We start from the raw sequence: 24738 nt of genomic DNA on the forward strand, positions 1-24738 counted from the left end.
TGAATAACCCACTACTAAAAGGCTGAAATGTAAAAAAGGCTTGCATTGCTGCAAGCCTTTATTTACTGGTGGGTCTGGAGGGACTTGAACCCGCGACCAAAGGATTATGAGTTCGCCATTATAGCACCGTGCCTATATAAATCAAGCATTCACTACCGTAATCAAGAGAAGTTAAAAGCACTTACGCGACAGTAACTTAGCGTATTTTAGCAAAGCCACCCAAACATGATGACTGTACCGCAGATGTACCGCATAAGCCCCTCCTTCGCTAAACCGGCTGTGCTTTGTTACGCGACTGTCGGTTACAGAGCGCGGCAAAGTGGTGGCCAAGGTCGGCTACACCCACCTCACGTAGCACCTTGGATACGCGCACTGACCGCGCATCATTTTTGGGTAGCAGTATTGCTTTAGCTTTGCCATAGGGTTTCGGCATGTCGTGCAGAAGGTAGGTTGCCTTAAATGACTCCATGGCGTCGTGGAATCTATTGGATATCTCCGCTTCGTCGGAGATCGCGTATATGTCGAAGTCACGGCAAAGCATACCAACGGCAACGTCATTAATCGAGTAGGTACATAGCTTGCCTTTGAGCGGGACTTGTTGTGCGATGCGCGAAGCAATGTAGCGTGCTGCTGCGAAGTGATGTGAGCCACCGCCATTCATCAGAAACACCCTGCCGTCCCACTGGTAACGAGCAAAGTGGTCGGACGTGTCGCTGTTGTGGAGGATGCGGATTTCGCCGTGCGCAAGGTTCTTGCAAAGCATGGCCTTAGTGACTTCGTTGATCATCTCTGGCGAGTTTTTCGCCACCATATCGTCCAAGGTGGCGAACTTGTCGAGTTCTGATTTTGAGTGCAAAACGCCGTCGACATTCTGAATGTCGCAGGTCCATTGTTCGGTGGTCTCGCAGCAGCCGAAATCTGCCAATTCTGGCCGATACACCTCGAAGCTGCAGTAGTATCCACTTGAGTATTTCCAGCCCATGATCCGACCATCACTACGGCGTGGCCACTTGAATGGTGAGGATTCGCCCCATCTATGCCAGGAAACTACGCTATCAGCCGCAATCACACGGTTAGGCTCATTGATTTCAACTCTGATGTCCGAGCGCTCATTGAGCAGCTGTAGCAATTTTATGGGAGTTCCAAAACTTGTCTGGATGTTATCGCTTATTATAGAAAAGAGTTTCTTCATCTTCGCCAGCCTTTGATTATACTGATATCGTCATATCCACAACGATGTCATAGTCGCTGGTCTTAAACTTGCTATGGGTGTTCCCAATGCGTTCCAGCAACTCAGCGCGTTTTATAGCCCAGCTATTATTCGCATCTTCATTGGGCACCCATTTAGTTTTAGGATCGTCAGCTTCTACAATGGCCGCTTCGATCTCAGCACGAAACCATTTATCGTAAGCTGCGGCTTCATGCACATGCTTCATTTCAACTACCCCCATAAGAATGCGACAAGTGCAAGTTGTTACTCCTCATCAAGGAGCGCAAAGATATGCTTTTTGACAGCGTTTATATATAAGCGGCTCACTCAGCCTCTAAGGCTTTTTTAGTTTTGTCGTAATTGGCTATTAGACTGATAGCCAAAGTTAGAATCCATCTCATCCCTACAGAAACACCAATAACAAACCCGATTAACCAAAAAAAAGCGTAGTGCAGTCTATCCAACTTTGCGCTGTAAAATAAGCTCACAACCTCTGCAAAAAAAGCGCTGAAGAACATAAGCGAAAAGCCGGTAACCGCAACGAAAACAAAAATGTTTTCTATACGTGCCATTTTTAACAAATAGTCTATCCGACCATTATTGCGCTTCATTAACACCCCGCATGGCGAAATTCATTACACATTACCGCCGAACTTGCGGCTCGGCTTGTTGTTTCCTCGTCTTGTGCCAGTTTTTCCCTAATGATTGACATTACCTGTTTGTCGGCCGCAATGCTGTTTTGCTCGTTAATCAAACGATTCGCTAAATCATTCTTAGCGGCTGGATCTGTCGCCGTATCAATCTGACTCATCAAATTTGAAACATTTTGAATTCGCGCATTAGCCAACGCAAAAAAATTTGTCATGGCAGCTTTTGATGCAGCGCGTTGATCAAAAGCTGCATTTAATGTCGTATTTTGCGATGTCGGGAATTTGGCTCGTTCAGTAGCATAGGTACCTGATGATTTTATCGTTGCTAACGCACTATCCCAATCTGACGGGAGGTTAGACGAAGATGGCGCAACAGGTAGCGCACCCATGCCACGTGAACCAGATGCGATTGTTTGCATCGTTACGGCCTGTTGATACTGCGCGACCATTTGCTGATATTGCTGCGCCCAAGCAGCAACCTGTTGAATCGCCTGCGCAAGCTGAGACTGCTGGATAGTAACGCTTGTCACATCAATAACTGGTATGCCAGCATGCGCATTGATACTTGCAAACAAGCCCAAAACCAATAGGAATTTAATTAATGAATTTTTAATAATTTGCATTTATTGCACCCTAAATTCGTAAAAAGACCTGGTATTTTCGCCTAGGCGAAAATACCAGGTAGTTAACCACCTTTTCTGCTAACTGAGCCGCCTCCACCAGCAGCTTGTGGATTCTTCAAAGGCCGCCTTTCCAGTTGTTTCGCGTCAGCATGACTTTTCATTCCGCTTTCACGTATTACTGATGCGAGCCCTCCCAAACCACCTGCACCAGGAGCACTAATACCACCAGAGCTCAATGCCGATGCCAATGAACTAACTTGCTTCAACAGAAAAAGCAAAACCAGATTACCAATACCCGCCGTAAAAACCTGTGAAAATGGTATATCAACGAGACTTTGGCCGCCACCGTCTGACGCAATAAGCGCTGCAGATATACCCACACCAACCATAGACACAACAGCGATTAGTATTGGATTCAAAGCATAGCTAATTAACGAATTCAACCACGATGAAAAATATTGCCGAGTGGCGGGAAATAGAAGAAACGAGAAGAAAATAGGCGCAAGTGCGGCAATAATCATAGAGCCTACATTAGCGACGATAATTGCAAGCGTAGCGGCCACCAAGAACGGTACTAATGTGAACACAATAACTATCGTTTTTAATCCAACAAATATGTACCCTGCAATTTTATCTAACGCACCAAGATTACTAGCCGCAGCGAACCCATCATCAATTATCTTCAAATAAGCGAGTCCAAGCGTATCGAGAGAATTAGCACTTACAGTGCCACCAGAAACGGCATTTGCCAAATCACCACCAAGCCCAGTCACAATAGGTAAAATGGTGGATGAGTATGCTTCTGCATTTAGACCAAAACTAATTATAAGAGACCACTTAACAATCAAAGCAAGCAGATCCATCAATGGCTCTGGTGTTGCCCCTCTCATATAGTTGAACATGAGAAATATAATATACACACCAAAAACCGCACTAACCAATGGTGATATCGTTGTAATTAAATTTCCAGCTACTCCATCTAAAGCAGCGGAAACCAAGCTAGTGATCTGGTCAATAATGTATGTTATTGGTGCCGTCGGTGTAAATGCGGGAACTGTCATTTCAGTTTGTCAGTATAGAATTTTTCTAAGCACGCCTGGTCATTGCCGCAGTGACTAAACTCCCTCGCCGTGAACTTCATATTTTGCGCTTCAAAAGCATTTGCGCATATTGGAGTTGGGTTTAACTTGTTACCCTCGCCGTTATTTCTGCATTCTTTTGTGGTATCGCTTAACTGCTTTTCGTTGTGTAAAAATTCGAGTACCGTTGGCGGCTTTGCAGTGCATGCAGATAGAATTACAGCCATTAAAATTACCGTTTTTTGCATTATGTCCCCTCGTTGTTTTAGATGTATTGATATTATAATTATAGTATCAATACATAACGTTCTATGCAACCTTCGGTTGCTGGTAGGCGAAGAGGCTGCGCCCCTTTCGAAACCCTGCGGAGAATCAGCACCATGAAATCAATAAAACCCAAGACGACCAAGACAGTCAAGATAGGGAGATCCAAGGTGGTATTTTACCCGCCAGTGGACTTGTCCTATCTTTCGCCACCAATATTTGTAACTACGATAGAATCGTTAGCACTTTCGCTCAGAGAACCTCCGATCTCTGAAGACTTGAAACGTCTTCTTCAGCAGAAGAACGAAGCTTCTGAATCAGACAAGCCAGCGAAATGAGCAAGACCATTTCAGTCCGTGTTGCCCCCATGTCAGGACGGGCAAGCGGTGGTCAACGTGACCACGATTTACGCAATCCCAAGAAAACCCCAGACTATGTTGACCAGTCCAAAAAACACCTGAACAGCGTCATCATCAAAACCCCAAGACCCTCAACCATTCGCGACGAAATCGCCGCGAATCGGTTAGCGGCTGGTCAGCAAAAACTACGTGCAGATGCGAGCACTACGATAGCCGGAATAATAACATTCGGCACAGAGGCTCAAGCCACCATCCAAAACCTCCCAAAACACGCTCAGGACGATTTGTTTAAGAAAGTGGCGACCAGAGTAGCCAGAGAGTCTAAACGCGACCTTCTAGGGCTTGTGGTGCATCGTGACGAAAGCGCGATACATGCTCACTTCACTTTGAGAGGCTACAGGCTAGAAAACGGACGAGAACAAGCCCCAAGGCTAACACCAACCGATTTGAAGCGATTACAGGACGTTGTGGCTGAGGAGGTAAAGCATTTAGGCATCGAGAGAGGTACGCCTAAAGCCGAACGCCAGGCACGCGGTGACAGCCTGGACAAGATCATCCATCGGAGCGTAGCGGAGCTACACGCCGACTTACCCAAGGAACTCGCCGCGCTATCTGAGAAACGAGATTACTACGCGGTACTGCTGGCCAAAGCAGAAACCAAACTGCAAACTGAAACCGCCAAGGCGGAAGCCTTGGAGAAACGCATTAGCGTTTATGAGCACCGAATCAGCGACCTTAGCCAAACCATCGAGCAGAAAGAACTAAGACTGAAACAAATCGAAGCCAGCCAAGAAAAACGGGCAAGCGACTACCTGAAAAGCATCAAAGCCCCTCTAGAACCGATGAAAACGGTGCGTGTTGAGGTAATCGAATCCAAAGGTCTACTTACCACCAAAACGAATGAGTACAACGTTATATCGGTTGATGAAGCTAAACGATATGTGGCTCAAGTAGAAGCTAGAGAACAAGCCATGAGCCGTCAGCTAATTGAGGTTTTTGATGCTGGGAATGAGAAAGAGCGTGAGCTAAAAGCAAAAATTGAAGAAATTAAGGACGTGATTAAAAACGACCCAGAAATAATGCGAATTCTTGATCGTCAGAAACAAGAATTGGCTATTGAAACTGCCGCAAAACCTCGTGATATTGATTACGGACACGAGCGTTAAAAACCACAAGACGCACCCCTGCTTTTATGCAAGCCGCTTTTCAAATTCTCTAACCGAAACTACCCAAGGTGAAGCCGTCTTTGCACAGCCTGACCGTCTCGAAGTCGTTCTCGATGTTCTATGTGTGCGCACAGCGCACGCCTTATTGTTTTGCGTGCATGGCACGCGATGCCGCAAAGCGGCATAACATCGACCGAGACTCGCTTACAGTGGTTTATCTCGCGTCCGCTTGTGCACAGCTCAGTTGCACACAGGCTGATGCCCCCTCGCCTGTGCACAATCGGCACGCCGATTCCTGACCTGCACACAAGCTCCTCACGACAATTTAAAAAGCCTTTCTGACGAGCTGCGCTTGCCTCAGTTTTGAAATTAGAAACATACGAAAAAACGGCATAGTTAAAATCTAAGAAACCGTAAATTGAAGAATCAAAATCGACGAGATTAGCCACTGCGTGATTAAGAAAGATTAAAAAAAGATTAGGTCGTTTTTCGCCGAAGGCTGAAACCTAACACTGGTGAGACTTTGCGACCTCTTCGGGCGGTGGATAGCGGGGTTGCTGGAACGGTACGCTGGGGTTGCTAGAACGGCATACTGGGGTTGCTAGAACGGTATCAGACGTGAGGCTTCCAGGACTTAGCCGCCTTCTTGGTCAAGTGCCGCCGCTGTGATCCGCTGGCCCGCTTCTCAACGTGCACAAGGTTGCCGCGAATCTCGTAGCTGAACCCCTTACCATAGGTCGCGCTGACGTCCATCAAGGCGTTCAGCGCCTTGCGCAGCGTCTTGGCAAAGTCGCTCATCAAGATCGCCTCACTGCCACAGAGGCTGTGTAGCGTTTCGACTTTCAACGGGAACGGCTTGGCGTGGCTGGCGTAGAAGCCGTGCAACCACTGAGCCAGCGGCTGACCGTTCAACGCGTGACGCACCGCCCATTCGATCTGCGTGAACTGGTCGGCGGCAAACAGTGGCCACATCTTCGCGTCCAGCTCGATCACCCATTCCTGTGTTTTCTCGTCCTTGGCTGCCCTGGCGATCAAACCGCCGATGTAGCTGTAACGGCCTTGCTTGACCGTCAGGGCATTGGCCCGCAGCCGCTCGATGCGCCCCTGTAAGGTTGCCCGGTTCTTGCCAGTGTCGGTCTTACCAATGAGCTTCAGCAGGGCATAGGACGTTACACGGCATTGCCCGCCAAGCTCCTGAAGGCGTACCGTATGCAGCACGTTTGCCCACACATCGAGGTCGCCTTGGTCAAGGCGCTGGCCGGTGTAGCGGATCTCCACGCCATCGACTGCGGCCACCAATTCGGCCTTCATGTAGCGCCGTTTTCCCTTGCCGATCACACCGAACAATGCCGACCGTAGAAAGCCATTCGGCACGGCCCGGACAGGCTCTGGCCACAAGGGCAACTGAACACCCTTGCGCTGCAGCGGAGCACTCGACCCAGTAACTTTACTCACGCGCTCAGCCTGCACACGTTTTTGCACAGCCTCGAGATGGGCGACGGGATTAAGGTAGTTTGACGCTGTCAAAAACGACATCTCGTACGCTTAAATTAATTGCTCAAAACCTTGGCCACATCTGCAGTTCTAAAATACACACGCCGCCCAAGTTTAAGTCTTGCCGCATTGATTGCCTTTGACCAACCAGAATTAGAACGCAAGCTGATACGCAGCCCTTCTTCAGAGCGGTCAAGCACCTTTGCGAGATGAGCAATACTCATCAATGGGCCATACTGGTCTGTTAATACCTCTTCAATATGCATACTTTTGCCATCCTTCCTTTATTTATGCTTAACAAGGTTGAAGGATGCGCTTAGCACAGGTATGATTAAACCAATTAAGTTGTCAATTTACTTAACATGCCTAAAAAAATTTCAGAATGGCAAGAATCCGTTCAACGATTCGCCAAACCAGCTCCTGGATGCAGTCCACAAATTGCAATGGCAATCAAAACTTTTGTAGAAAAGTGGGGGCCATATTCAGTTGAATCGCGACGCTACTCAATTTTTCGACTGATGCACGATTTGATTGATCCCGCATGGGCCGATCTATGCAAAATTTTTTTTGTTGATTGTAAATTGCTAGATCATGCCTGGGAGCGCTATCAATGGCCTGAAAACTTTATGCCATATGGACGACTGGATGAACACGACAAGAACATTAAATATGCTGTCGAACAGAATAAGCGAGCATCAATTCCCTGTAGAGGGACAATCAACGGGCGTTACATCCTGAGCGATATTGCGCGCTATCACGGATTTGATGCGCTAGACAGATTTCTCCAAGAGCTTTATCGGGCATGCCATAATCAAGAAGGTTTCCTGAAACCAACATTAGGAGCAAGTATTGATAGCCTACGCAATCTTGCTATGTTATGCCGTGACAAAAGATCAAAAATGAAGAGTGCACAAAAAGGGGCAGTGAATTTTCAACGTGACCGTTTCTTCACTGTTTGTCGTCTTTGTGGCCAGGAAACCGAAATATCTTCATGCTTGAACGGTAATATTTCGTGTTCAAAAGATGATATTGCCCCTAAGGAACAAGACAGACTCAGCACGCAATATTGCAGCCTTCACCGACCAAAAGAGAGGTACGCCGAAAATGTGGTGCGCGCATCGTATAGGACTGCGAAGCGCAATCAGAAAAAATTTCAACAAGAACTTTCACGTTTGCACCACCAATGCTGGGGCTGGCTTACGCGAAAGCCCCAAGCGAATTCAGGTAATGTATATGTAGATGTATTTATTCATTTACTAATCAATTACCATAGGCTCGGCCTTGATGATGAACACGATGCAACAAATGATATTGATCAAAAGAGATTACGCGATGAAGCACGTAATCTTTTAGATCAGAAAATCTCAGATCGAAAGAAGGAGATTGTGGCGCTTTTAGCATTGGGAAATAACCAATCCTCAATCGCAAACCAACTTGGCATTACAAGATCAGCCGTTAACCAATTACTCCGATCCATACCAAAGGAATATCGCTTGGACATATTACTCTTAAGTCCCCCAGTTGAATCCGCAAACCATACCGGACGCTGACAACTGCCTAGAAAGCGATCATTCAAACCTACCAAACTATCAGGTTCCAATCATTTTGACTACACACTTTTAACCCGCTTCAAACGTCCATATTGGCCGATAGAGAATGCTTATTTACTGAATGAAGATTATTAATCGACGCTGCACACATTTCCCCAACCTACGTTGCAAAAGTAACAACAAAATGTATTAGTTCTATATAAAAATAAAGGTGTTTATTACCATCTAGTAAATACGACTTAAATACCATCCAACAAAGTTGTTAACCTACCTGCTACGTCTAAGTTGATATCCAAATATGATTGATAAGACATTCGAGCATTGGTAATGAGGCCCTTATAAGTTAATACTTTAAGATTGTAGGCATCCCACGATTTAGACTCACGATCATTAAGAGCAGGCGATGTCTCAACTAAAAAAAACACATCAATGGGAGGCAAACGATTCAGATGCCCTCCCGCATTTGGATTCTCTCGATACCACTGCTCTACAGCCACCACGTATTTACGACCCTGTGTTTCCAGCGTGGCAGCATCAACGTAAAGGCCTGGACGTTTAAGCTCAATAATCACGTGCCTGCCTACAGTAGTGCGATAAGCAATATCCAACCTAGCACCAGATATCGCATCTGGACAAGCTCGCTTAAGCTCTTTAGTTAACGTCACTTCCATCTGAGCACTACCTTGAACACGATCCCATGTAGGATCAAGTAGCCAGAGGTGATCAAACAAATAATTTTGCGCCACCTTTTCCTGCTTCCTGGCATCAACAATTTCCGTCTCAAATTTCTCAATCACCTCCAATCTGGCACGGACAATGTCAATATAATAGGTTGCTTCAATCTCATCCAACGACGCAAAAATAGCTTGGAACTCAGCACTTAACACATCAGTTGAACGAAGCCGCTATCGCGGAGAAATATTCCCGAACCATCAAATTACGCAGCATAATTTCGTCTCCCCCAGCAATGGAATTTTGATTACTGTACCACGAGGAGACGACATTGACAGCCCCCACACCCATCCCCGCGCACTTCGAGCACAATCACCAGCGACTGCTGAATTGCCTCAAGCTCAGAGGCATGCAGCCTAAAACCATCGCCTTGTATTCACACGGCGTACGGCGCGCAGCGGTGTATTTTAATGACCAGATAGACGCGCTCACCAAGCCACAATTAACCGACTATTTTGTTCGCATCCTGGATACCCATTCATGGAGTACGCTCAAACATGATCTGTATGGACTGAAGTTCTATTATGCCCATGTACTCAGCCAACCCTGGCCAGGTGCGGATCTGGTTAAACCACCCAAGTCATATAGCCTGCCCGACATCATTACCGTCGCCCAGGCACAACAAATCTTCATGGCCACCCGCGTATTGAGCTACCGCGTATTCTTCTTCACCCTCTACAGCCTGGGCTTACGATTAGGCGAAGGCTTACGCTTGCAGGTAGGGGATATCGATGCGGATCGGATGCGGGTGCAAGTACGCAACGCCAAAGGCAACCGTGATCGATTGGTGCCGTTATCAGAGAACACCTTGCAGGTATTGCGCCGTTTCTGGCTCACCCATCGCAACCCAAGCTTGCTCTTTCCTAATCGACACGGCGGTCTTGCCAAATCGCACTTGGCACGCACCCCGCTGGATCGTGGTGGTATCCAGACCACCTTGGGTCAAGTGACCCGTGACTGTGGCTTAAAAAAAGAATTACACCACACAGCCTGCGCCACAGCTATGCCACCCACCTGATAGAAGCTGGCATCGATTTACTCGAAATTCAGCAGATACTCGGACACCAGTCCATCCTCACCACCATCCGCTACACCCACCTCACCGAACAACGCCATCAGAGCGCACACACTCGCCTTAATCAATTAATGGAGAAATTCCACATTCATTGGGGCAAAGTCAAATGATCAGACTGGCGCACATCGTAGCAACCTACGCAGCTAAACTGCTTGCACAACACGGTCATCACCTATTGCCCAGCCAGCAAGCTGCCTTAACCGCCTTTCAAACCTGCCGTAGCCAGATGAGCCCGAGGATGCAACTTGCCTGTGATGATTGTCAAACACCCAGCTACCTGCCACATTCCTGCGGTCATCGGCATTGCCCGCATTGCCAGGCGCACGAATCACAGCGCTGGATAGACCAGCAATTACACAAATCCATCCCCGCCAACTACTTCATGCTCACCTTCACCGTGCCCGCCCAGTTGCGCACACTGGCCTGGCAACATCAGCGCGTCATGTATGACTTGATCACACGCTGCGCGTGGGAAACAGTCAACACCTTCAGCCAAAACGACAACAAGCTGCGCGGCAGCGCAGGGGCGGTGACTGTACTGCATACCCATAACCGCCGACTGGACTATCACCCCCATGTGCATCTCGTCATGCCCGCTGTCGCCTTTAACCCCAAACAGCGACGCATGCGTCATAAACACGGCAACTACCTGTTTAACCACAAAGCCCTGGCCAAAGTATTTCGTGCCAAATTACTGGCAGGCATCAGACAAGCAGGACTCACCCTGCCAAACGATTACCCGACCGATTGGGTGGTGGATTGCAAAGCCGTCGGCACTGGACAGCACGCTCTGATCTACCTTGGGCGCTATCTGTATCGGGGGGTGATACAGGAGAAAGACATCCTCTCCGACCGGCATGGTCAGGTCACCTTCCGTTACCGGAACAGCCAAACCAAACAAATGGAAACCCGTACCTTGAGTGGTGTAGCCTTCCTGCGACTGATACTGCAACACATTCTGCCCAAAGGCTACCGCCGCGCCCGCAACTTTGGCTACCTGCATCCCAATAGCAAACTACTCACCCAGCTACAGCTGACCCACCTATGGCGACGGAACAATCCGCCGCCAGCGCAACCCAGACCAGCGATACGTTGCCAATGTTGCGGTGGGGTGATGAAGATAGTGCGCACACGTATCAAAGCGATACCGCTAGCCACATCAGCCCCATCTATAAAACGGGAACACAGAGCAGATGACACAGGGTGGGAGACCATGCGCTAAACCAGCCCACACCGCCCACCTGCCAGACTAGGCAGGTATGGCCGTGCTCGCCCTGAAGAAGGCTGAAATTGGGTTAACATGCCCGAAAAGCCGACTAAAAACGGTGAGTTGAATAGAATAAGTTGCTGCAATGGCAACGTGAAGGTCGTGAAATGGCGGGTGGGATGCGTAACGCGTCCAGTTATGCCAGCATAGTCAAAAAGATATTTCCATAAGCGCTCAAGCAACACCCGCCCCAGCCATGCCGGGCTTGTCCAACAAACGGTTCAGATTGTGGCTCGCTTCGCGATCACAATCTAACCTTATTCGTTATATGTTCAAGTCTGGCCAATTCGTTACGTGCACGCAGCTTCTCAAATCCAACAACAGCGCTTTTATAAAGTAAGTTTTTTGATGCCGCATCCTTCGCTTCATCGTTGTTTAGATTAAGTTTCCCGATAGATGTCATAAGGCGATCTGCAGCCTTACGATCCCGCGGGTCTTTCATAGTGTTAAGCCATTCCACAATCTTGGGGTTTTTATCTGGAGTATTTTCATAGCCCTGCGCGGTACGCCAATCGTCCCATTGATCACGAATTGTCGTAAACACGGTGCGCAAATGGGTACGTAATGCTTGAAAACGTTCATCATCATGACGAATAGTTTCTCGGCTAGCAGTAGCTCGATCTACTGCATCATTGTCTAGAAAATCCGCATGAATTTCACCAACCAAATAGCTGTTAAAATATCGAGCATCCCCCAACTCAGGCAATACGTCTTCCTGAAACAGACGGCCATTGGCAAATACTGCCAAACGATTTAGGCTTTCATCACCATTACCAAGCTTTGAAGGCTTATCCACACTAGCAATAAACCCCCCCATACGTAAACAGGGTGGTTCACCAGCAAGCTCTTCATCAACCCCTTGCACGCATTTATGCACCTGCCCATCGGCATCTTTATAGCTTGCTAAGGCCGTGGCCAGGGGCTCAATCATCTTTCTTGTAGCTTCGTCAAAGTACCAAAGAAACTGCAAATCACCATAATAGCCAGCATCTACTCGAGTAATATCCCGCCCATTAACTTGAACGTGAAAACTATCTGAAAAGACACCAAAACGACGTGCGAGACGTGGCCGTAGAAAACCCTCCGTCTTATTTATACGCGTATTTAATCCGCGAAGTTCAATACGGGTACCATGTTCAAGTGTGAAATCGGATGGAACATCAACCACTTGAACCGGGTAATTAGCTCCATTAGTTGAAGCTTCAGCTTTTACCAACAAGTCTTTCACATTAATAGTAAATGCCACTGCATCGCTGTCCTTTGCACGAGTGACAATATTTATAGTATTCGCCAATGAAAACATAGCCAACTTACCTATACCCTTGCGACCCATAACACGTCGCTTACCGCTTTGACTCAAGTCTTGATTAGACTCACTCGTTCGACGACTATAGCCTACTGCGAGAAATTTATTTTGCACATGCTCCCGCGTCATGCCATGGCCATTATCTTCGACGATGATTCTGTCGTTATCAATATCCAAAGTGATTGACACTGTATTAGCATCAGCGTCCCATGCATTGGCGATAATTTCCGTTACTACTGATGGAGTGGAACTGTATAGCCCAATACCAAGGTGCTTAAGCACATTAAGTTCAATTTGAAATTTTAGTGGCTCAAGCATAATGTTTTTCCAAGTGTTTTAACAAAGTCTTCCCCACAGCAAAACCAAGTTTCGGTGGCACCGCGTTGCCAATCATTCGCGCTACGCTGTTGATTGAAATAGGTTCCCCTTCAGGAACAAAGCAATAACTGACAGGAAAGGATTGCAATATGGCAGCTTCTCGCAAAGATATCCCTCGGTCCTGTTCAGGATGACCGAAACGTCCAGTCCCAAAGCTACAACATTGAGTAGTTATAGTAGGTGCTGGTTTCCCCCAAACCATACGTGAGTAGACACTCTTATAAGAAGCACCACTCTCCGCCTTATGACATGGTGAAAGTAAGTGCTGCGGCCAATCATGCCAAGTGCCGCCAGGAAGCGAAGCACGTATACGTTCCAAATTAATTTCACTAAGCGCACGCGCCTTATGCATTGAATCATTTGGATCTGTTTCACCAGCAGCAAGTTTGGGCAGACTACCTATAGCTTCTCGTACCGTAGGTAACGGACCGGCCTCTGTGTGTAAGTAAATATCCCCTAGTCGTGATGCCACCAGTACAAAACGCCGACGATCTTGTGGAATACCCAAATCCGTACAGCGCAGACTACGCGCATCCACTTTGTAACCTAACTCCAGTAAAGTACTGATGAATTGCTGATAAGGTGCATGGTTCGTAACACGAGGGACATTTTCCATAGTTACCAGTTCTGGCTGTATTTCACGCACCAATCGTGCAAACTCCCCTAACATACCCCATTTTGTCTCGTCTCGTTTAATTGAGTTGTTAGCCATAGTTGAAAATGGCTGACATGGTGCACACCCCGCAAGTAGCCGCACAGCACCCGGTGTGAACCAAGGAGTGATATCGGCAGCTTTCAGATCCGTCACGCTCTTAAGTACAAAAGTGGCCGAATTATTGGCATTGTAAGGAAACTCGCAATCGGGATCAATATCGAACCCAGCGCGCACCCGCACTCCTGCGTCTTCCAAGCCACGAGTTAGACCACCGGCGCCACAGAATAAATCAACCGCTTCAATTGTTGCCATGAGCTCCCATTTCTTCATTTAATCAATGCAATTTTCTTTATTTGGCTTATCAGATTTAATTTAATAGTATTGTTTATGGCAATAAGCAATGACTAACAACCTCTCCATAAACCTGTAATTATTCCGCGCAATTAAAGTTGTAAATAGTTACTCCCATTTTACATGGGATTCCAACCAACCTTGCTCAAATTTGTTGATAATCAGAGCGCCAGAATGACATTTAACCTTTCCAACCGCGCGTTACAACTCGTCAACGAAATTCACCTTATGATTTCAATTTATCGAGTTTTGCGACCAAGTCCTCTGCTCTAAGATGCGTATAGCGCTTGAGCATCTGCATTGACTTATGGCCACTAATAGCAGATACCTCTTGATCACTAAAGCCCGCCTCTACTAAGCGACTAACAGCTTCATGCCGCAAATCATGGAAGTGAAAATCTTCACAACCGACTGAACGCTTAATGTCCATCCAGACCTTGTTAAAATTGTAGGGTCTACGCTTTCCATCTTTACCTGGCTCACCAAAAAAGATCAAATCAGTATCTATAGGACGAATCGGATGGTCCAACGCCTCCTTAAACAATGCCGTCGCTATCGTACTTAGTGGAACAGTACGCGGTTGAGTATTTTTCGTCTCAAGCAGGCGCACAATACGTCTCACCAGATCGATTTGATTTCGACGTAACGTAATAATTTCTGATGAACGCATACCAGTCTCGATTGCAATACGAGCAATCCAGCGAAGCATCGGATTAGAATGACTGTCCACCGCAGCAAACAATCGCATTTCCTCATCAGCATCAAGTCGGCGATTGCGACCTGGTCCTGGAGCGGGTCGACGCACATTCAATACAGGATTGTAGGCCAAACCCAAACCCCATTCTTTCACGGCCACTGTAAACAAATGACCTAGCAAGGCAAGCTCCAAACGTACTGTATTTGCCGCCCTTGGGATTGGATTGCCGTCTTTACTTTTCCGATCCTCTCCAGCAAGGCGCTGATCCCTGTATTGAGCAACCAGCTCTGTCGTAACAGCGTAAGCGTCCAGCCCAGCCACTCCAATCCCTTCACTACTTATGGTAGTTCATTTTTAAACGGCAGCAATTCATCAATCTGGCTATTAGGCCAGACCGGTAATTTTTCCAACGTATCTTTGAGCCATGCATAGGGTTCCAAGCCATTGAGCTTGGCGGTAGCCAACAAACTCTGAATCGCTGCAGCGCGTTTGCCTGCACGTTCTGAGCCTGCGAACAGCCAATTCTTTTTGCCGATGGCAATGGGTCGTATCGCATTTTCGACTGGGTTGTTATCAATAGGCAAGATGCCGCTGTCCGCATAGCGTATCAGTGCTGGCCAACGCTTGATGCTGTAATCCAACGCGCGGGCTGTGCCGCTGCCATCGGCCACTTTGACGCGAGTCTGGATTAACCAGTCATGCAGTTCGCCCAATAACGGTTTTGCCTGAGTCTGGCGCAACTGCAAACGACCTGCCGCATCCAGCTTGTCCGCAGCCTGCTCAATGGCATAGAGTGCCGCGATACGCTGCAGCGCAGCCGCTGCAATTGGACTTTGGTTGGCCGCATGCAAATCAAAGAACTTCCGACGTGCATGTGCGAAGCATGCCAGCTCAGTGATGCCTTGGGTAAATAACGCTTTATAACCAGCGTAATCGTCAACCATCAAGTGTCCTTGCCAACCTGCCAGAAAGTGCCGCGCATGCAATCCCTGTCGCCCTGGCTGATAGTCAAACACCACGATAGGCGGTGCGGATGAAGGGGATGCCAAATCACCCGTGCGGTAAGCCCACAGATAAGCTTTCTTGGTTTTGCCCGCCCCGGGGTCTAATTGTGGCACTGGCGTTTCATCCGCATGCAATACACTGCGTGCCAGCAGTAATTCAGTGAGCCTGTCGACCAACGGTTGCAACGCTACCCCCACACGTCCGACCCACTCCGCCAAGGTGGAACGCGCCAGGGTCACCTGGCTGCGCTGGGCAATGTGTTCTATACGGTAGAGCGGTAAATGATCAACGAATTTACTGATCATCACCCACGCCAGCAAACCTGATGTCGCCACGCCGCCGTCGATGACGGCAGCTGGAATGGGGGCGGCAGCAACGGTTTCGCAGTGGCGACAAGCATACTGTGGACGGATGTGTTGATGCACGGTGAACTGGGCAGGTTCGACATCCAGTTGTTCGCTGATGTCTTCACCGATTTTGATTAACGCACCACCACACGCACCGCACTGGCAAGATGCAGGCTCATGGCGATGAATGATGCGGGGCAGATGGTCAGGCAGTGGCTGACGACCTGCGCGTGGACGCGCAGGCTTGGGGATAGCGGTTGTCGCATCTTCGGTATTAGGTGTATCTGGCTGCCCGATTTGGGCTTCAATGGCCGTGATGTCGGCTGCCCAGCACTCATCAAACAACGCACGCTGCTCAGGCGAGAGCTGCTCGCTCTTGTTGGCGAAGCGGATGCGGCGGTAATAGGCAAGTTCCAGTACCAAAGCCTGGTTCTTGAGTTCGGCGTGCTGGATTTGCTTAGTCAGCGTGAGGATTTGTGCGGTGTTTTGCTGGAGTAATACTGTGTTTTGTTGAATGAGTTCAGCATCCTGTTTAACCTGCGCCAACAGCTTATCCACATACGCCGCCAAGGCGGGATCGGGGATAAATTGGGCAAGTTGTTGGGCTGAATCCATGCTTGAATTATACCATTTCACCCCGCCTGAAACCAGCAATAATGCGGGTTTCAGGCATGTTTTTACTGAATCATGAGTGGCTACACCTGCCAGTGGGCAGGGGCTGGGGCACTGAGTCTTTGCCAGTCGATACCTGTGATCAGCCAGTCCCACTGTGTGGGGGTTAAAGGATGGGTGATGGCAGCGATGTCTGGCCAGGTGAAGTGACCACGATGCAGTCGGCGTTGGCACAACCAGACCCCTGTGCCATCCCAGACCAGGAGCTTGACCCGCGTTTGGCGACGATTACGGAAGGCGTAGGCGGCGCCGTCGCAGGGACTGCGACCCAGGCGGTGCTGGATGCGCTGGGAAAGGCCATCTATGCCGATGCGCATGTCCACGGGTTCGATGACTAGCCAGACCTGGGTGGCGATGGGGCTGATGGGATGGGCAGATATCATGGCAGTTGCCGCAACAAGTCAATTAGCCAGGGCGTGCTAGCAATGGGAAGCTCTACCCGCCAGCCAGTGGGGCTGTGGAGCTGGAGCGTGCCCGTGACAGGCGCAGGTTGAACACTGACGGGGATGAGGGTTAGCGGTGGCTGGCGCGTGAGATTGGGCGCTGTTGTCAGCTGGCTGCGCCAGCGATAAAAGGTCTTGGCACATAAGCCGTGCTGGGTGCAATAAGCTGTGACGGTCAGTTTGGTTTGTTGCCAAGCGGTAAGGTGCGTTTGCCAAAAATCAGGCGTGTGTCGAGTAGCCATCTAGCGTGCCTTTCATAAAAAAGCAGCTAGATTGCATGAGTTTGGCGGGCAATGACAGGTGGATGGGCTGGACGCTTACGTAACAGCAGCCAAAGAGTATTTACCAAAAAAAGCAACCAACGGAAGTGCGCGCATTTTCTCACTCCGTTGTGTTAATGGACGCTTTGTCGGAGTTACTTCGGTCAGATAACGCTGCATAGCCTTCTCGAATGTAAGGCGTTCTGCTGGCGCTCGTTGAATAAATAACCCGCGCACCATTTCATCTTCTGTACGGCGCGACCAATCCTCGGCATCCTTCTTTAGCCGAAAAGTTTTAATGGTTGTCGGGAAGCCTTTCTTCCGAATTACAGCCTTCCATGTACCAGAAGGTGTCTTATTGATGGTAGCTATATTTGCCTCCGAAATCACAGCACTGTACCGACACTGTACCTTCCGATGAAACAAAAGACAAATGGGTTACGACTTATCATCGTAACCCATTGTTTTTACTGGTGGGTCTGCACGGACTTGAACCGTGGACCAAAGGATTATGAGTCCTCTGCTCTAACCAACTGAGCTACAGACCCGAAGAGGCAGGATTATAGCGGTTTTGCCATAACTTTGCCAGTAACTTATTGATTGCCGTTATCAATAAAGCTCTTGAGTCGATCCGAACGCGATGGATGACGCAATTTACGTAAAGCCTTGGCTTCAATCTGACGTATACGCTCACGTGTAACGTCAAACTGTTTACCCACTTCTTCCAGTGTATGGTCGGTGTTCATCTCAATACCAAATCGCATACGCAAGACTTTAGCTTCACGCTGAGTCAGACCATCGAGTATCTCTTTGGTAACATCTTGCAAGCTGTCGTAAATTGCTGCATCCATAGGCGCAAGCGTTGCCGTATCTTCGATAAAATCACCCAAGTGTGAATCTTCATCATCGCCAATTGGGGTTTCCATCGAAATAGGCTCTTTGGATATTTTGAGGATTTTACGTATCTTTTCCTCAGGCATTTCCATTTTCTCTGCCAATACAGATGGATCTGGCTCTTGTCCAGTTTCTTGCAGTATCTGACGAGCAATACGATTCATCTTGTTGATGGTTTCTATCATATGCACAGGTATACGGATGGTACGCGCCTGATCCGCAATAGAACGGGTAATCGCCTGACGTATCCACCATGTTGCATAAGTCGAAAACTTGTAACCACGACGATATTCAAACTTGTCCACGGCCTTCATCAGGCCGATGTTACCTTCCTGTATTAAATCCAGGAATTGCAAACCGCGGTTGGTGTATTTTTTCGCAATTGAAATCACCAGACGCAAATTTGCTTCTATCATTTCACGTTTAGCGCGCAAGGTACGTGACTCACCCGCGGTCATCTGGCGATTGATTTCTTTCAGATCCTGAATAGGAATGCCGATTTTCTCTTGCAGAGAAATCAAATTATTCTGACGCTCTAAAATTGTATATTGATGGCGAACCAGATGCTCAACATACGGTTTTTTCGCCGTAATTTGCTCATTCAACCAATCTAAATTGGTTTCATTACCGGGAAACACTTTAATAAAATGTTCACGCGGCATACCAGAACGACGGACGACAACGTCCATAATATCGCGCTCCTGTATACGCACGGTCTCTACCATTTCACGTATCAAATTGCACAAAGACTCGACTTGTTTAGCAGAAAAGCGAATTTCCAATAACACGTTGGATACATCGGTCTGTAATTCGTTGTATTGTTTGCTGGCATAGCCATGCTTTTTCTGAGCGGCTTGTAAACGTTTAACCAGTTTACGCAGCACGTCAAAACGCTCCATTGCATCCGCTTTGAGCTGTGCAAGGTTAGCAGCGGCCATGGCGCTACCGTCGTCTTCGTCCTCGTCATCAACCTCAATGTCATCTTCATTAATTTCTTCTTCGATGACAGGCAACGCTGCTGCAGCGGCCGCCGCAGCTTCTACCTCGGCTTCAGTAGCAACAATACCATCGACAAAATCATCAATCTTGATTTCGTCACGTTCAACCTTGTCTACCAATGACAAAATTTGATCGATAGTCACAGGGCAAGCAGAAATCGCCTGCACCATGTTACGCAAGCCTTCTTCGATACGCTTGGCAATAACGATTTCGCCTTCACGCGTAAGCAGCTCGACTGTACCCATCTCGCGCATATACATACGAACAGGATCAGTCGTACGACCAAACTCAGAGTCGACGGTAGATAGCGCAGCTTCAGCCTCAGCAACCGCATCTTCATCAGCAACTGCGGGCGCGGCGTCAGACATGAGCAAGGCTTCGGCATCTGGAGCTTCGTCATAGACCTGGATGCCCATGTCGTTAATCATGCCCACCACGCCCTCAATCTGCTCGGCATCCAACATATCATCTGGCAGATGGTCGTTGATTTCAGCGTAAGTCAGATAACCACGCTCTTTACCTAATATGATTAAGATTTTAAGGCGGGAACGGCGCAATTCTGCGTCGGTTTGTTTAACATCAATTTTGTCTTGATCGATCGCCATAATGAAGATTTCCAATATTGCTACTGAGTATGCAGCCTGAATCGGACAACATACCTACTAAAAAAGATAATTATACCAGCCAACACGCTATTTTTGATGCACAATAGTCGGTTACTTAGCGTAATTGCTGTAATTCCAGTTTTTCTGCCGCGCTTAAATCACGCAGCGATTTTTGTGCCAATGTTTGTAATCGTTGCTGTCGATATGTATTTTGCAACTGCGCCAAAGCCAGTTCAAAATCAGGCAATATATCCAAATCAGCATCCCAATCCATCATTTCGGCAGCACACTGTTCAACCACATCAGCATTTGGCAAATTTTTAGCTTGCTCTATCAATGAAGTCGTACTCAATTGGGGGTTGCTATGCATAATTTCAACCAACAATCGCAAAGTTTGCGTATCCGCGTCATTTTGTGACAGCAATTCATTTGTCAATTGCAACAATAATGCAGGCTGAAACAAGGCCATACGTAGCAACTTACGACTAATTGATGTGGGCGCAGGTCGTGATGCGCGCGCCAATGTAACAGCAGGTTTACGATAAGCCTTAAGCTGCCATATTGTCGCCAAATCAGCCATGTCAATTTGCGCCAGCTCGGCCGCACGTTTGCGTAACATCAACGCCAGATTTGGTGCCTGCACTTGCGCTATCAATGGCTGCAAGGCCTTTAAAAATGCACTTTTACCTTCGTCTACCGTTAAATCATATTGCTGCGCAATTTGCTTGAACAAATAAGCCGATAATGGCATCACCGCTTGCGTCAACAGCGCTTCAAATCCATCCTGTCCAAATTCCCTGATATAACTATCCGGGTCATGGCCATCGGGCAAAAACAGAAATCCTAAGCGACTGCTATCAGTCAGCATGCTCAAACTATGTTCCAGCGCCCGCCAGGCTGCACGCTGCCCTGCACTGTCCCCATCAAAACAGAACACCAGCTCTTCGGTATGACGTAACAGCTTTTGGATATGAATGCCTGTAGTAGCAGTACCCAATGTCGCCACAGCATAACCTACACCATGCTGCGCTAAAGCGACAACGTCCATGTAACCTTCTACAATAATAACTTTGCCTGCATCCCGAATTGCTCGACGAGCCTGAAACAGTCCGTATAATTCGCTGCCTTTTTGGAACAATGGCGTTTCAGGGGAATTCAAATACTTGGGCTCACCTTTATCCAGCACTCGCCCGCCAAAGCCAATGACATCACCCTTCTGGTTGACAATCGGAAACATAATGCGTTCACGAAAACGGTCATAACGCTGCCCCGCATCATTCACCACCACCAGACCTGCCTCATGCAATACAGGATCTGCATAATGAGGAAATACTACCTGTAAATTCTGCCAGCCATCTGGCGCATAGCCCAAGCCAAAGCGCGCGGCAATTTCGCCTGTGAGTCCTCGTCTTTTCAAATACGCAATTGCTTCAGGTGAGGCTTTTAACTGCTGCCGATAATACTGTTCAGCCTGACGCATGACATCAACCAGACTCGCAGTTTGCTGCGCACGTACAGGATTGACCACTGCCGATTCAGGCACTTGCATACCAGCCTGATCAGCCAACGCTTTAATCGCATCAACATAATTCAGACCCGCATACTCCATCATAAAACCTATGGCGGTACCATGCGCACCACAACCGAAACAATGATAAAACTGTTTAGTTGGAGAAACGGTAAATGAAGGAGATTTTTCGTTGTGAAATGGGCAACAGGCTTGATAGTTTGCGCCTGCTTTTTTGAGCGGAACCCGCTTATCAATGACATCTACTATGTCAACACGATTTAACAGGGTTTGAATAAAATCCTGCGGAATCATGGCTTGTCCTTAATCAGTGTGAGTACATTAACCCACGCAAGATTTAACCAGCTAATTGAGCCTTGATACGTGTAGAAACTTGCGCCATATCAGCGCGTCCAGCCAACTTAGGCTTGACTGCCGCCATGACCTTACCCATATCTTTAATACCAGCCGCACCTGTTTCCGCTACGGCCGCAACGATGACGCTATCAATTTCAGCATCATTCGCCGCTTCTGGCATATAAGTTTGCAATACGCTAATTTCAAAATGCTCAACATCTGCCAACTCTTGACGACCGGCAGCTTCGTACTGGCTAATCGAATCGCGACGCTGTTTAAGCATTTTATCGATAATAGCGATAATTTGCGCATCATCGAGTTCTATACGTTCATCGACCTCAATTTGCTTGATTGCAGCTAGCAACAAGCGTATCGCCCCCAAACGCGCCGTTTCTTTGGCACGCATGGCTGACTTCATATCTTCGGTGATGACAGCTTTCAAACTCATGACGGGTTTTTAGTACATTTTTGGTGGTAATGTTTGGCTGCGGATACGCTTGAAATGACGTTTAACCGCTGCTGCCAACTTACGTTTACGCTCTGCTGTAGGTTTTTCATAAAACTCACGAGCACGCAATTCGGTCAAAAGACCTGTTTTCTCAACAGTACGTTTAAAACGACGCATCGCGACTTCAAACGGCTCATTTTCCTTAACACGAACACTAGGCATGTAATCTAAACTCCAAAAGAGGGCAATAAAAACGAAGATTATAACCCTTATTTTGCTTTTTACCAATACAAAACATCAGCTTTACATTTACGCATTGTTATTTACAAGCTTCTGCTAAAATGTGCGTTATGGCATATCAAGTATTAGCGCGTAAATGGCGCCCCAAAACTTTTACCGAGCTGGCAGGTCAGGCGCATGTAGTACGAGCGTTAAGCAACGCCCTTACGCAAAATCGCCTGCACCATGCCTATCTGTTCACAGGCACCCGTGGTGTTGGCAAAACCACCGTTGCACGTATATTAGCCAAGGCACTTAACTGCGAAACTGGCATTACCGCGACGCCATGCGGTGTGTGCTCAGCCTGTACGCAAATTGATGCCGGGCGATTTGTCGATTTACTCGAGCTGGATGCCGCATCAAACACTGGCATAGACAATATGCGCGAAGTGCTCGACAACGCGCAATACGCACCAACAGTCGGTCGCTACAAGGTCTACATTATCGACGAAGTACACATGCTCTCCAAGGCAGCGTTTAACTCCATGCTTAAAACTCTGGAAGAACCGCCTGAGCACGTCAAATTCATACTAGCGACCACTGATCCACAAAAAATCCCGATTACCGTCCTTTCACGCTGCTTGCAATTTAATCTCAAACAAATGCCCCCCGAACTGGTAGGCGAACACCTGACCAAAGTACTTACCGCGGAGAATGTTGAATTCCAGCCTGCCGCGCTACCGCTGATCGCCCGTGCTGCACAAGGCAGTATGCGTGATGCGCTATCGTTGCTGGATCAGGCGATTGCCTATGGTAGCGGTGTCGTACTCGCTGAAACCGTGCAAAACATGCTCGGCACATTAGATCAGCGCTACCTGTTCGACATTTTGTATACCCTGATTAATCAGGATGGCGTTGAACTGCTCAAGCTTGCAGATAATATGGCGACACGCAGCATAGACTTTGATATTGCGCTGCAAGATTTAGCCGCACTATTACAGCAAATCGCGCTCATACAAGTCGTACCCAACGCGCTCAGTGAAGACACGCCCGATAAAGACACGCTTAGCGATTTAGCCAGCAAGATTCCAGCGCAAATGGTTCAGCTCTATTATCAGATCAGCTTGCATGGTCGACGTGATTTAGCCCTCGCACCCGATGAGTTCGCTGGTTTCAGCATGACGCTGCTCCGCATGCTGGCATTTTATCCGCAAACCGCCCCTGCGGTTACGCCCATAGCAACGCCCCGCCCAGTTATTAAACCATCCGCAGTGATAACACCGCCGACCATAACGCCAGCACCAGTTACAGCAGCGACCGAACCCGCAATAACACAAGCAGCACCTGTCAACCAGCCTGTGCCGAATATCAGCAGCGTAACAACCAGCACCACCGCTTTTGATGGCAACTGGAGCAATCTTGTCAGCCAGCTAAAATTAGGTGCATTGGCACGCATGCTTGCAGTGCAGTGCGAATTAACCTCTTATGACGATGACAGCCTGCAGCTTAGCGTTTCTGCCGAGCACAAACATCTGCTGGACAAGCCTTACCACGATAAATTACGTGAATCACTGGTCGCACATTTTAATCGCCCGATAAAGCTGAATATCAGTGTCGCCGAAACAGCTATCGCCAATTCACCAATACAGCAACAGAACGAAGCACGAGCGGAACGTCAGACTCAAGCAGACACCAGCATCAGCACGCATCCATTTACTATAGATGCAGTTAATTTACTCGACGCACGCGTCGCCAATACACAAGCTATCGATCAATCAACCAAGGAGTAATACTATGTTAAAAGGTGGTTTGGGCAACATGATGAAGCAAGCCCAGCAAATGCAGGAAAACATGAAAAAAATGCAAGATCAGTTAGCACTGGTTGAAATTGAGGGTGTTGCCGGCGCAGGCCTGGTTAAAGTACTGATGACCTGCCGCAACGATGTGCGTCGCGTCACCATAGACCCCAGCCTGATGAGCGACGACAAGGACATGCTTGAAGACCTCATCGCTGCAGCCATGAACGATGCAGTACGCAAAGCAGAAGCCCTCACCCAGGAAAAAATGAGCGGCTTCACCGCAGGCATGAACTTACCTGCAGGCTTCAAACTGCCATTCTAACTCAC

At 48.0% G+C, this 24738-nt stretch carries 25 protein-coding genes, 1 tRNA gene and 1 pseudogene; 6 read left to right on the forward strand and 21 right to left on the reverse strand.

All coding sequences use genetic code 11. From position 1 onward, the window contains the following. Positions 1–268: 268 nt before the first annotated feature. The 6 genes from SFSGTM_RS11815 to SFSGTM_RS11840 form a co-directional block, all read right to left on the reverse strand. Positions 269–1192: a DUF6685 family protein gene (locus SFSGTM_RS11815; RefSeq protein ID WP_162085341.1), complete on the reverse strand. Its 924-nt coding sequence runs from the start codon at positions 1190–1192 to the stop codon at positions 269–271. A 16-nt stretch (positions 1193–1208) separates the two neighbouring features. Further along, positions 1209–1436 carry a hypothetical protein gene (locus SFSGTM_RS11820; protein WP_162083357.1) on the reverse strand — a complete coding sequence of 76 codons (228 nt, stop codon included), beginning with the start codon at positions 1434–1436 and terminating at the stop codon, positions 1209–1211. Positions 1437–1533: 97 nt separating this feature from the next. Continuing rightward, complete coding sequence (locus SFSGTM_RS11825; RefSeq protein WP_162085342.1) at positions 1534–1821, reverse strand: hypothetical protein; 288 nt, start codon at positions 1819–1821, stop codon at positions 1534–1536. Further along, positions 1821–2483, reverse strand: a complete 663-nt coding sequence (locus SFSGTM_RS11830) for a type IV secretion system protein (RefSeq protein ID WP_162085343.1) — start codon at positions 2481–2483, stop codon at positions 1821–1823. The genes SFSGTM_RS11825 and SFSGTM_RS11830 overlap by 1 nt, the downstream gene beginning before the upstream one ends. A gap of 62 nt (positions 2484–2545) precedes the next feature. Then, on the reverse strand, positions 2546–3544 hold the full coding sequence (locus tag SFSGTM_RS11835) for a TrbL/VirB6 family protein (RefSeq protein ID WP_162085344.1): 999 nt from the start codon (positions 3542–3544) through the stop codon (positions 2546–2548). Next, a complete protein-coding gene (locus SFSGTM_RS11840; protein ID WP_162085345.1) occupies positions 3541–3810 on the reverse strand; it encodes an EexN family lipoprotein in 270 nt (89 codons plus the stop codon). Before SFSGTM_RS11840 ends, SFSGTM_RS11835 begins: the two co-directional genes overlap by 4 nt. A 350-nt stretch (positions 3811–4160) precedes the next feature. Between SFSGTM_RS11840 and SFSGTM_RS11845 the strand changes: the two genes are divergently transcribed. Further along, positions 4161–5351, forward strand: a complete 1191-nt coding sequence (locus SFSGTM_RS11845) for a plasmid recombination protein (RefSeq protein WP_162085346.1) — start codon at positions 4161–4163, stop codon at positions 5349–5351. Positions 5352–5963: 612 nt separating this feature from the next. Here the strand turns inward: SFSGTM_RS11845 and trfA are convergent. Further along, the gene (gene trfA, locus SFSGTM_RS11850) at positions 5964–6887 is read right to left on the reverse strand and encodes a plasmid replication initiator TrfA (protein WP_162085347.1); all 924 of its coding nucleotides are present in this window, start codon (positions 6885–6887) and stop codon (positions 5964–5966) included. A gap of 14 nt (positions 6888–6901) precedes the next feature. After that, positions 6902–7111 (reverse strand): DNA-binding protein, encoded by a 210-nt coding sequence (locus tag SFSGTM_RS11855; RefSeq protein WP_162085348.1) that lies wholly within the window; start codon positions 7109–7111, stop codon positions 6902–6904. Between the two features lie 96 nt (positions 7112–7207). Here SFSGTM_RS11855 and SFSGTM_RS11860 point away from each other — a divergent pair, with 96 nt between their 5' ends. Beyond that, positions 7208–8395: a helix-turn-helix transcriptional regulator gene (locus tag SFSGTM_RS11860; protein WP_162085349.1), complete on the forward strand. Its 1188-nt coding sequence runs from the start codon at positions 7208–7210 to the stop codon at positions 8393–8395. 239 nt (positions 8396–8634) lie between these two features. Here the strand turns inward: SFSGTM_RS11860 and SFSGTM_RS11865 are convergent, their stop codons facing one another. Further along, positions 8635–9246: a hypothetical protein gene (locus SFSGTM_RS11865; protein ID WP_162085350.1), complete on the reverse strand. Its 612-nt coding sequence runs from the start codon at positions 9244–9246 to the stop codon at positions 8635–8637. A 152-nt stretch (positions 9247–9398) separates the two neighbouring features. On the opposite strand from SFSGTM_RS11865, the pseudogene SFSGTM_RS11870 reads away from it, so the two are divergent. After that, a pseudogene (locus SFSGTM_RS11870) lies at positions 9399–10312 on the forward strand (tyrosine-type recombinase/integrase). Then, positions 10309–11424, forward strand: a complete 1116-nt coding sequence (locus SFSGTM_RS11880; RefSeq protein WP_162083488.1) for an IS91 family transposase — start codon at positions 10309–10311, stop codon at positions 11422–11424. Before SFSGTM_RS11870 ends, SFSGTM_RS11880 begins: the two are co-directional and overlap by 4 nt. Positions 11425–11713: 289 nt before the next feature. On the opposite strand, the gene SFSGTM_RS11885 is transcribed toward SFSGTM_RS11880, so the two are convergent. The 12 genes from SFSGTM_RS11885 to rpsU all read right to left on the reverse strand — a co-directional run bounded on the left by SFSGTM_RS11885 (position 11714) and on the right by rpsU (position 22615). After that, the gene (locus SFSGTM_RS11885) at positions 11714–13093 is read right to left on the reverse strand and encodes an ATP-binding protein (RefSeq protein WP_162085351.1); all 1380 of its coding nucleotides are present in this window, start codon (positions 13091–13093) and stop codon (positions 11714–11716) included. Next, a complete protein-coding gene (locus SFSGTM_RS11890) occupies positions 13086–14120 on the reverse strand; it encodes a DNA cytosine methyltransferase (RefSeq protein ID WP_162085352.1) in 1035 nt (344 codons plus the stop codon). The genes SFSGTM_RS11885 and SFSGTM_RS11890 overlap by 8 nt, the downstream gene beginning before the upstream one ends. Positions 14121–14385: 265 nt before the next feature. Continuing rightward, positions 14386–15177 carry a site-specific integrase gene (locus tag SFSGTM_RS11895; protein ID WP_198420554.1) on the reverse strand — a complete coding sequence of 264 codons (792 nt, stop codon included), beginning with the start codon at positions 15175–15177 and terminating at the stop codon, positions 14386–14388. 17 nt (positions 15178–15194) lie between these two features. Next, positions 15195–16823, reverse strand: a complete 1629-nt coding sequence (tnpC, locus tag SFSGTM_RS11900) for an IS66 family transposase (protein ID WP_162084465.1) — start codon at positions 16821–16823, stop codon at positions 15195–15197. An 80-nt stretch (positions 16824–16903) separates the two neighbouring features. Next, positions 16904–17263: an IS66 family insertion sequence element accessory protein TnpB gene (gene tnpB / locus SFSGTM_RS11905; protein ID WP_162083704.1), complete on the reverse strand. Its 360-nt coding sequence runs from the start codon at positions 17261–17263 to the stop codon at positions 16904–16906. Then, complete coding sequence (tnpA, locus tag SFSGTM_RS11910; protein ID WP_162083703.1) at positions 17260–17565, reverse strand: IS66 family insertion sequence element accessory protein TnpA; 306 nt, start codon at positions 17563–17565, stop codon at positions 17260–17262. Before tnpA ends, tnpB begins: the two co-directional genes overlap by 4 nt. 75 nt (positions 17566–17640) lie before the next feature. Then, the gene (locus tag SFSGTM_RS11915) at positions 17641–17973 is read right to left on the reverse strand and encodes an integrase (RefSeq protein WP_198420555.1); all 333 of its coding nucleotides are present in this window, start codon (positions 17971–17973) and stop codon (positions 17641–17643) included. Positions 17974–18054: 81 nt separating this feature from the next. Next, positions 18055–18131 (reverse strand) — tRNA-Ile (locus SFSGTM_RS11920). A gap of 45 nt (positions 18132–18176) precedes the next feature. Further along, complete coding sequence (gene rpoD / locus SFSGTM_RS11925) at positions 18177–20081, reverse strand: RNA polymerase sigma factor RpoD (protein ID WP_162085353.1); 1905 nt, start codon at positions 20079–20081, stop codon at positions 18177–18179. 115 nt (positions 20082–20196) lie between these two features. After that, positions 20197–21903, reverse strand: coding sequence for a DNA primase (dnaG, locus tag SFSGTM_RS11930; protein ID WP_162085354.1), 1707 nt, complete (start codon positions 21901–21903; stop codon positions 20197–20199). 43 nt (positions 21904–21946) lie between these two features. Beyond that, entirely contained in the window at positions 21947–22393 is a 447-nt protein-coding gene (locus SFSGTM_RS11935; RefSeq protein WP_162085355.1) for a GatB/YqeY domain-containing protein, read from the reverse strand. A 9-nt stretch (positions 22394–22402) separates the two neighbouring features. Then, positions 22403–22615: a 30S ribosomal protein S21 gene (gene rpsU, locus SFSGTM_RS11940; protein WP_162085356.1), complete on the reverse strand. Its 213-nt coding sequence runs from the start codon at positions 22613–22615 to the stop codon at positions 22403–22405. 128 nt (positions 22616–22743) lie between these two features. On the opposite strand from rpsU, the gene dnaX reads away from it, so the two are divergent. Both dnaX and SFSGTM_RS11950 read left to right on the forward strand, forming a co-directional pair. Further along, complete coding sequence (gene dnaX, locus SFSGTM_RS11945; protein ID WP_162086314.1) at positions 22744–24402, forward strand: DNA polymerase III subunit gamma/tau; 1659 nt, start codon at positions 22744–22746, stop codon at positions 24400–24402. Between the two features lie 4 nt (positions 24403–24406). Then, positions 24407–24733, forward strand: coding sequence for a YbaB/EbfC family nucleoid-associated protein (locus SFSGTM_RS11950; RefSeq protein ID WP_162085357.1), 327 nt, complete (start codon positions 24407–24409; stop codon positions 24731–24733). Positions 24734–24738: the final 5 nt, after the last annotated feature.

The organism is Sulfuriferula nivalis, assembly GCF_009937995.1.
Taxonomy (GTDB): domain Bacteria; phylum Pseudomonadota; class Gammaproteobacteria; order Burkholderiales; family Sulfuriferulaceae; genus Sulfuriferula; species Sulfuriferula nivalis.

Coding starts and splice junctions, on each gene's coding strand:
- SFSGTM_RS11815 (WP_162085341.1), bottom strand. CDS start 1,192: ATGAAGAAACTCTTTTCTATAATAAGCGATAACATCCAGACAAGTTTT.
- SFSGTM_RS11820 (WP_162083357.1), bottom strand. CDS start 1,436: ATGAAGCATGTGCATGAAGCCGCAGCTTACGATAAATGGTTTCGTGCT.
- SFSGTM_RS11825 (WP_162085342.1), bottom strand. CDS start 1,821: ATGAAGCGCAATAATGGTCGGATAGACTATTTGTTAAAAATGGCACGT.
- SFSGTM_RS11830 (WP_162085343.1), bottom strand. CDS start 2,483: ATGCAAATTATTAAAAATTCATTAATTAAATTCCTATTGGTTTTGGGC.
- SFSGTM_RS11835 (WP_162085344.1), bottom strand. CDS start 3,544: ATGACAGTTCCCGCATTTACACCGACGGCACCAATAACATACATTATT.
- SFSGTM_RS11840 (WP_162085345.1), bottom strand. CDS start 3,810: ATGCAAAAAACGGTAATTTTAATGGCTGTAATTCTATCTGCATGCACT.
- SFSGTM_RS11845 (WP_162085346.1), top strand. CDS start 4,161: ATGAGCAAGACCATTTCAGTCCGTGTTGCCCCCATGTCAGGACGGGCA.
- trfA (WP_162085347.1), bottom strand. CDS start 6,887: ATGTCGTTTTTGACAGCGTCAAACTACCTTAATCCCGTCGCCCATCTC.
- SFSGTM_RS11855 (WP_162085348.1), bottom strand. CDS start 7,111: ATGCATATTGAAGAGGTATTAACAGACCAGTATGGCCCATTGATGAGT.
- SFSGTM_RS11860 (WP_162085349.1), top strand. CDS start 7,208: ATGCCTAAAAAAATTTCAGAATGGCAAGAATCCGTTCAACGATTCGCC.
- SFSGTM_RS11880 (WP_162083488.1), top strand. CDS start 10,309: ATGATCAGACTGGCGCACATCGTAGCAACCTACGCAGCTAAACTGCTT.
- SFSGTM_RS11885 (WP_162085351.1), bottom strand. CDS start 13,093: ATGCTTGAGCCACTAAAATTTCAAATTGAACTTAATGTGCTTAAGCAC.
- SFSGTM_RS11890 (WP_162085352.1), bottom strand. CDS start 14,120: ATGGCAACAATTGAAGCGGTTGATTTATTCTGTGGCGCCGGTGGTCTA.
- tnpC (WP_162084465.1), bottom strand. CDS start 16,823: ATGGATTCAGCCCAACAACTTGCCCAATTTATCCCCGATCCCGCCTTG.
- tnpB (WP_162083704.1), bottom strand. CDS start 17,263: ATGATATCTGCCCATCCCATCAGCCCCATCGCCACCCAGGTCTGGCTA.
- tnpA (WP_162083703.1), bottom strand. CDS start 17,565: ATGGCTACTCGACACACGCCTGATTTTTGGCAAACGCACCTTACCGCT.
- rpoD (WP_162085353.1), bottom strand. CDS start 20,081: ATGGCGATCGATCAAGACAAAATTGATGTTAAACAAACCGACGCAGAA.
- dnaG (WP_162085354.1), bottom strand. CDS start 21,903: ATGATTCCGCAGGATTTTATTCAAACCCTGTTAAATCGTGTTGACATA.
- SFSGTM_RS11935 (WP_162085355.1), bottom strand. CDS start 22,393: ATGAGTTTGAAAGCTGTCATCACCGAAGATATGAAGTCAGCCATGCGT.
- rpsU (WP_162085356.1), bottom strand. CDS start 22,615: ATGCCTAGTGTTCGTGTTAAGGAAAATGAGCCGTTTGAAGTCGCGATG.
- dnaX (WP_162086314.1), top strand. CDS start 22,744: ATGGCATATCAAGTATTAGCGCGTAAATGGCGCCCCAAAACTTTTACC.
- SFSGTM_RS11950 (WP_162085357.1), top strand. CDS start 24,407: ATGTTAAAAGGTGGTTTGGGCAACATGATGAAGCAAGCCCAGCAAATG.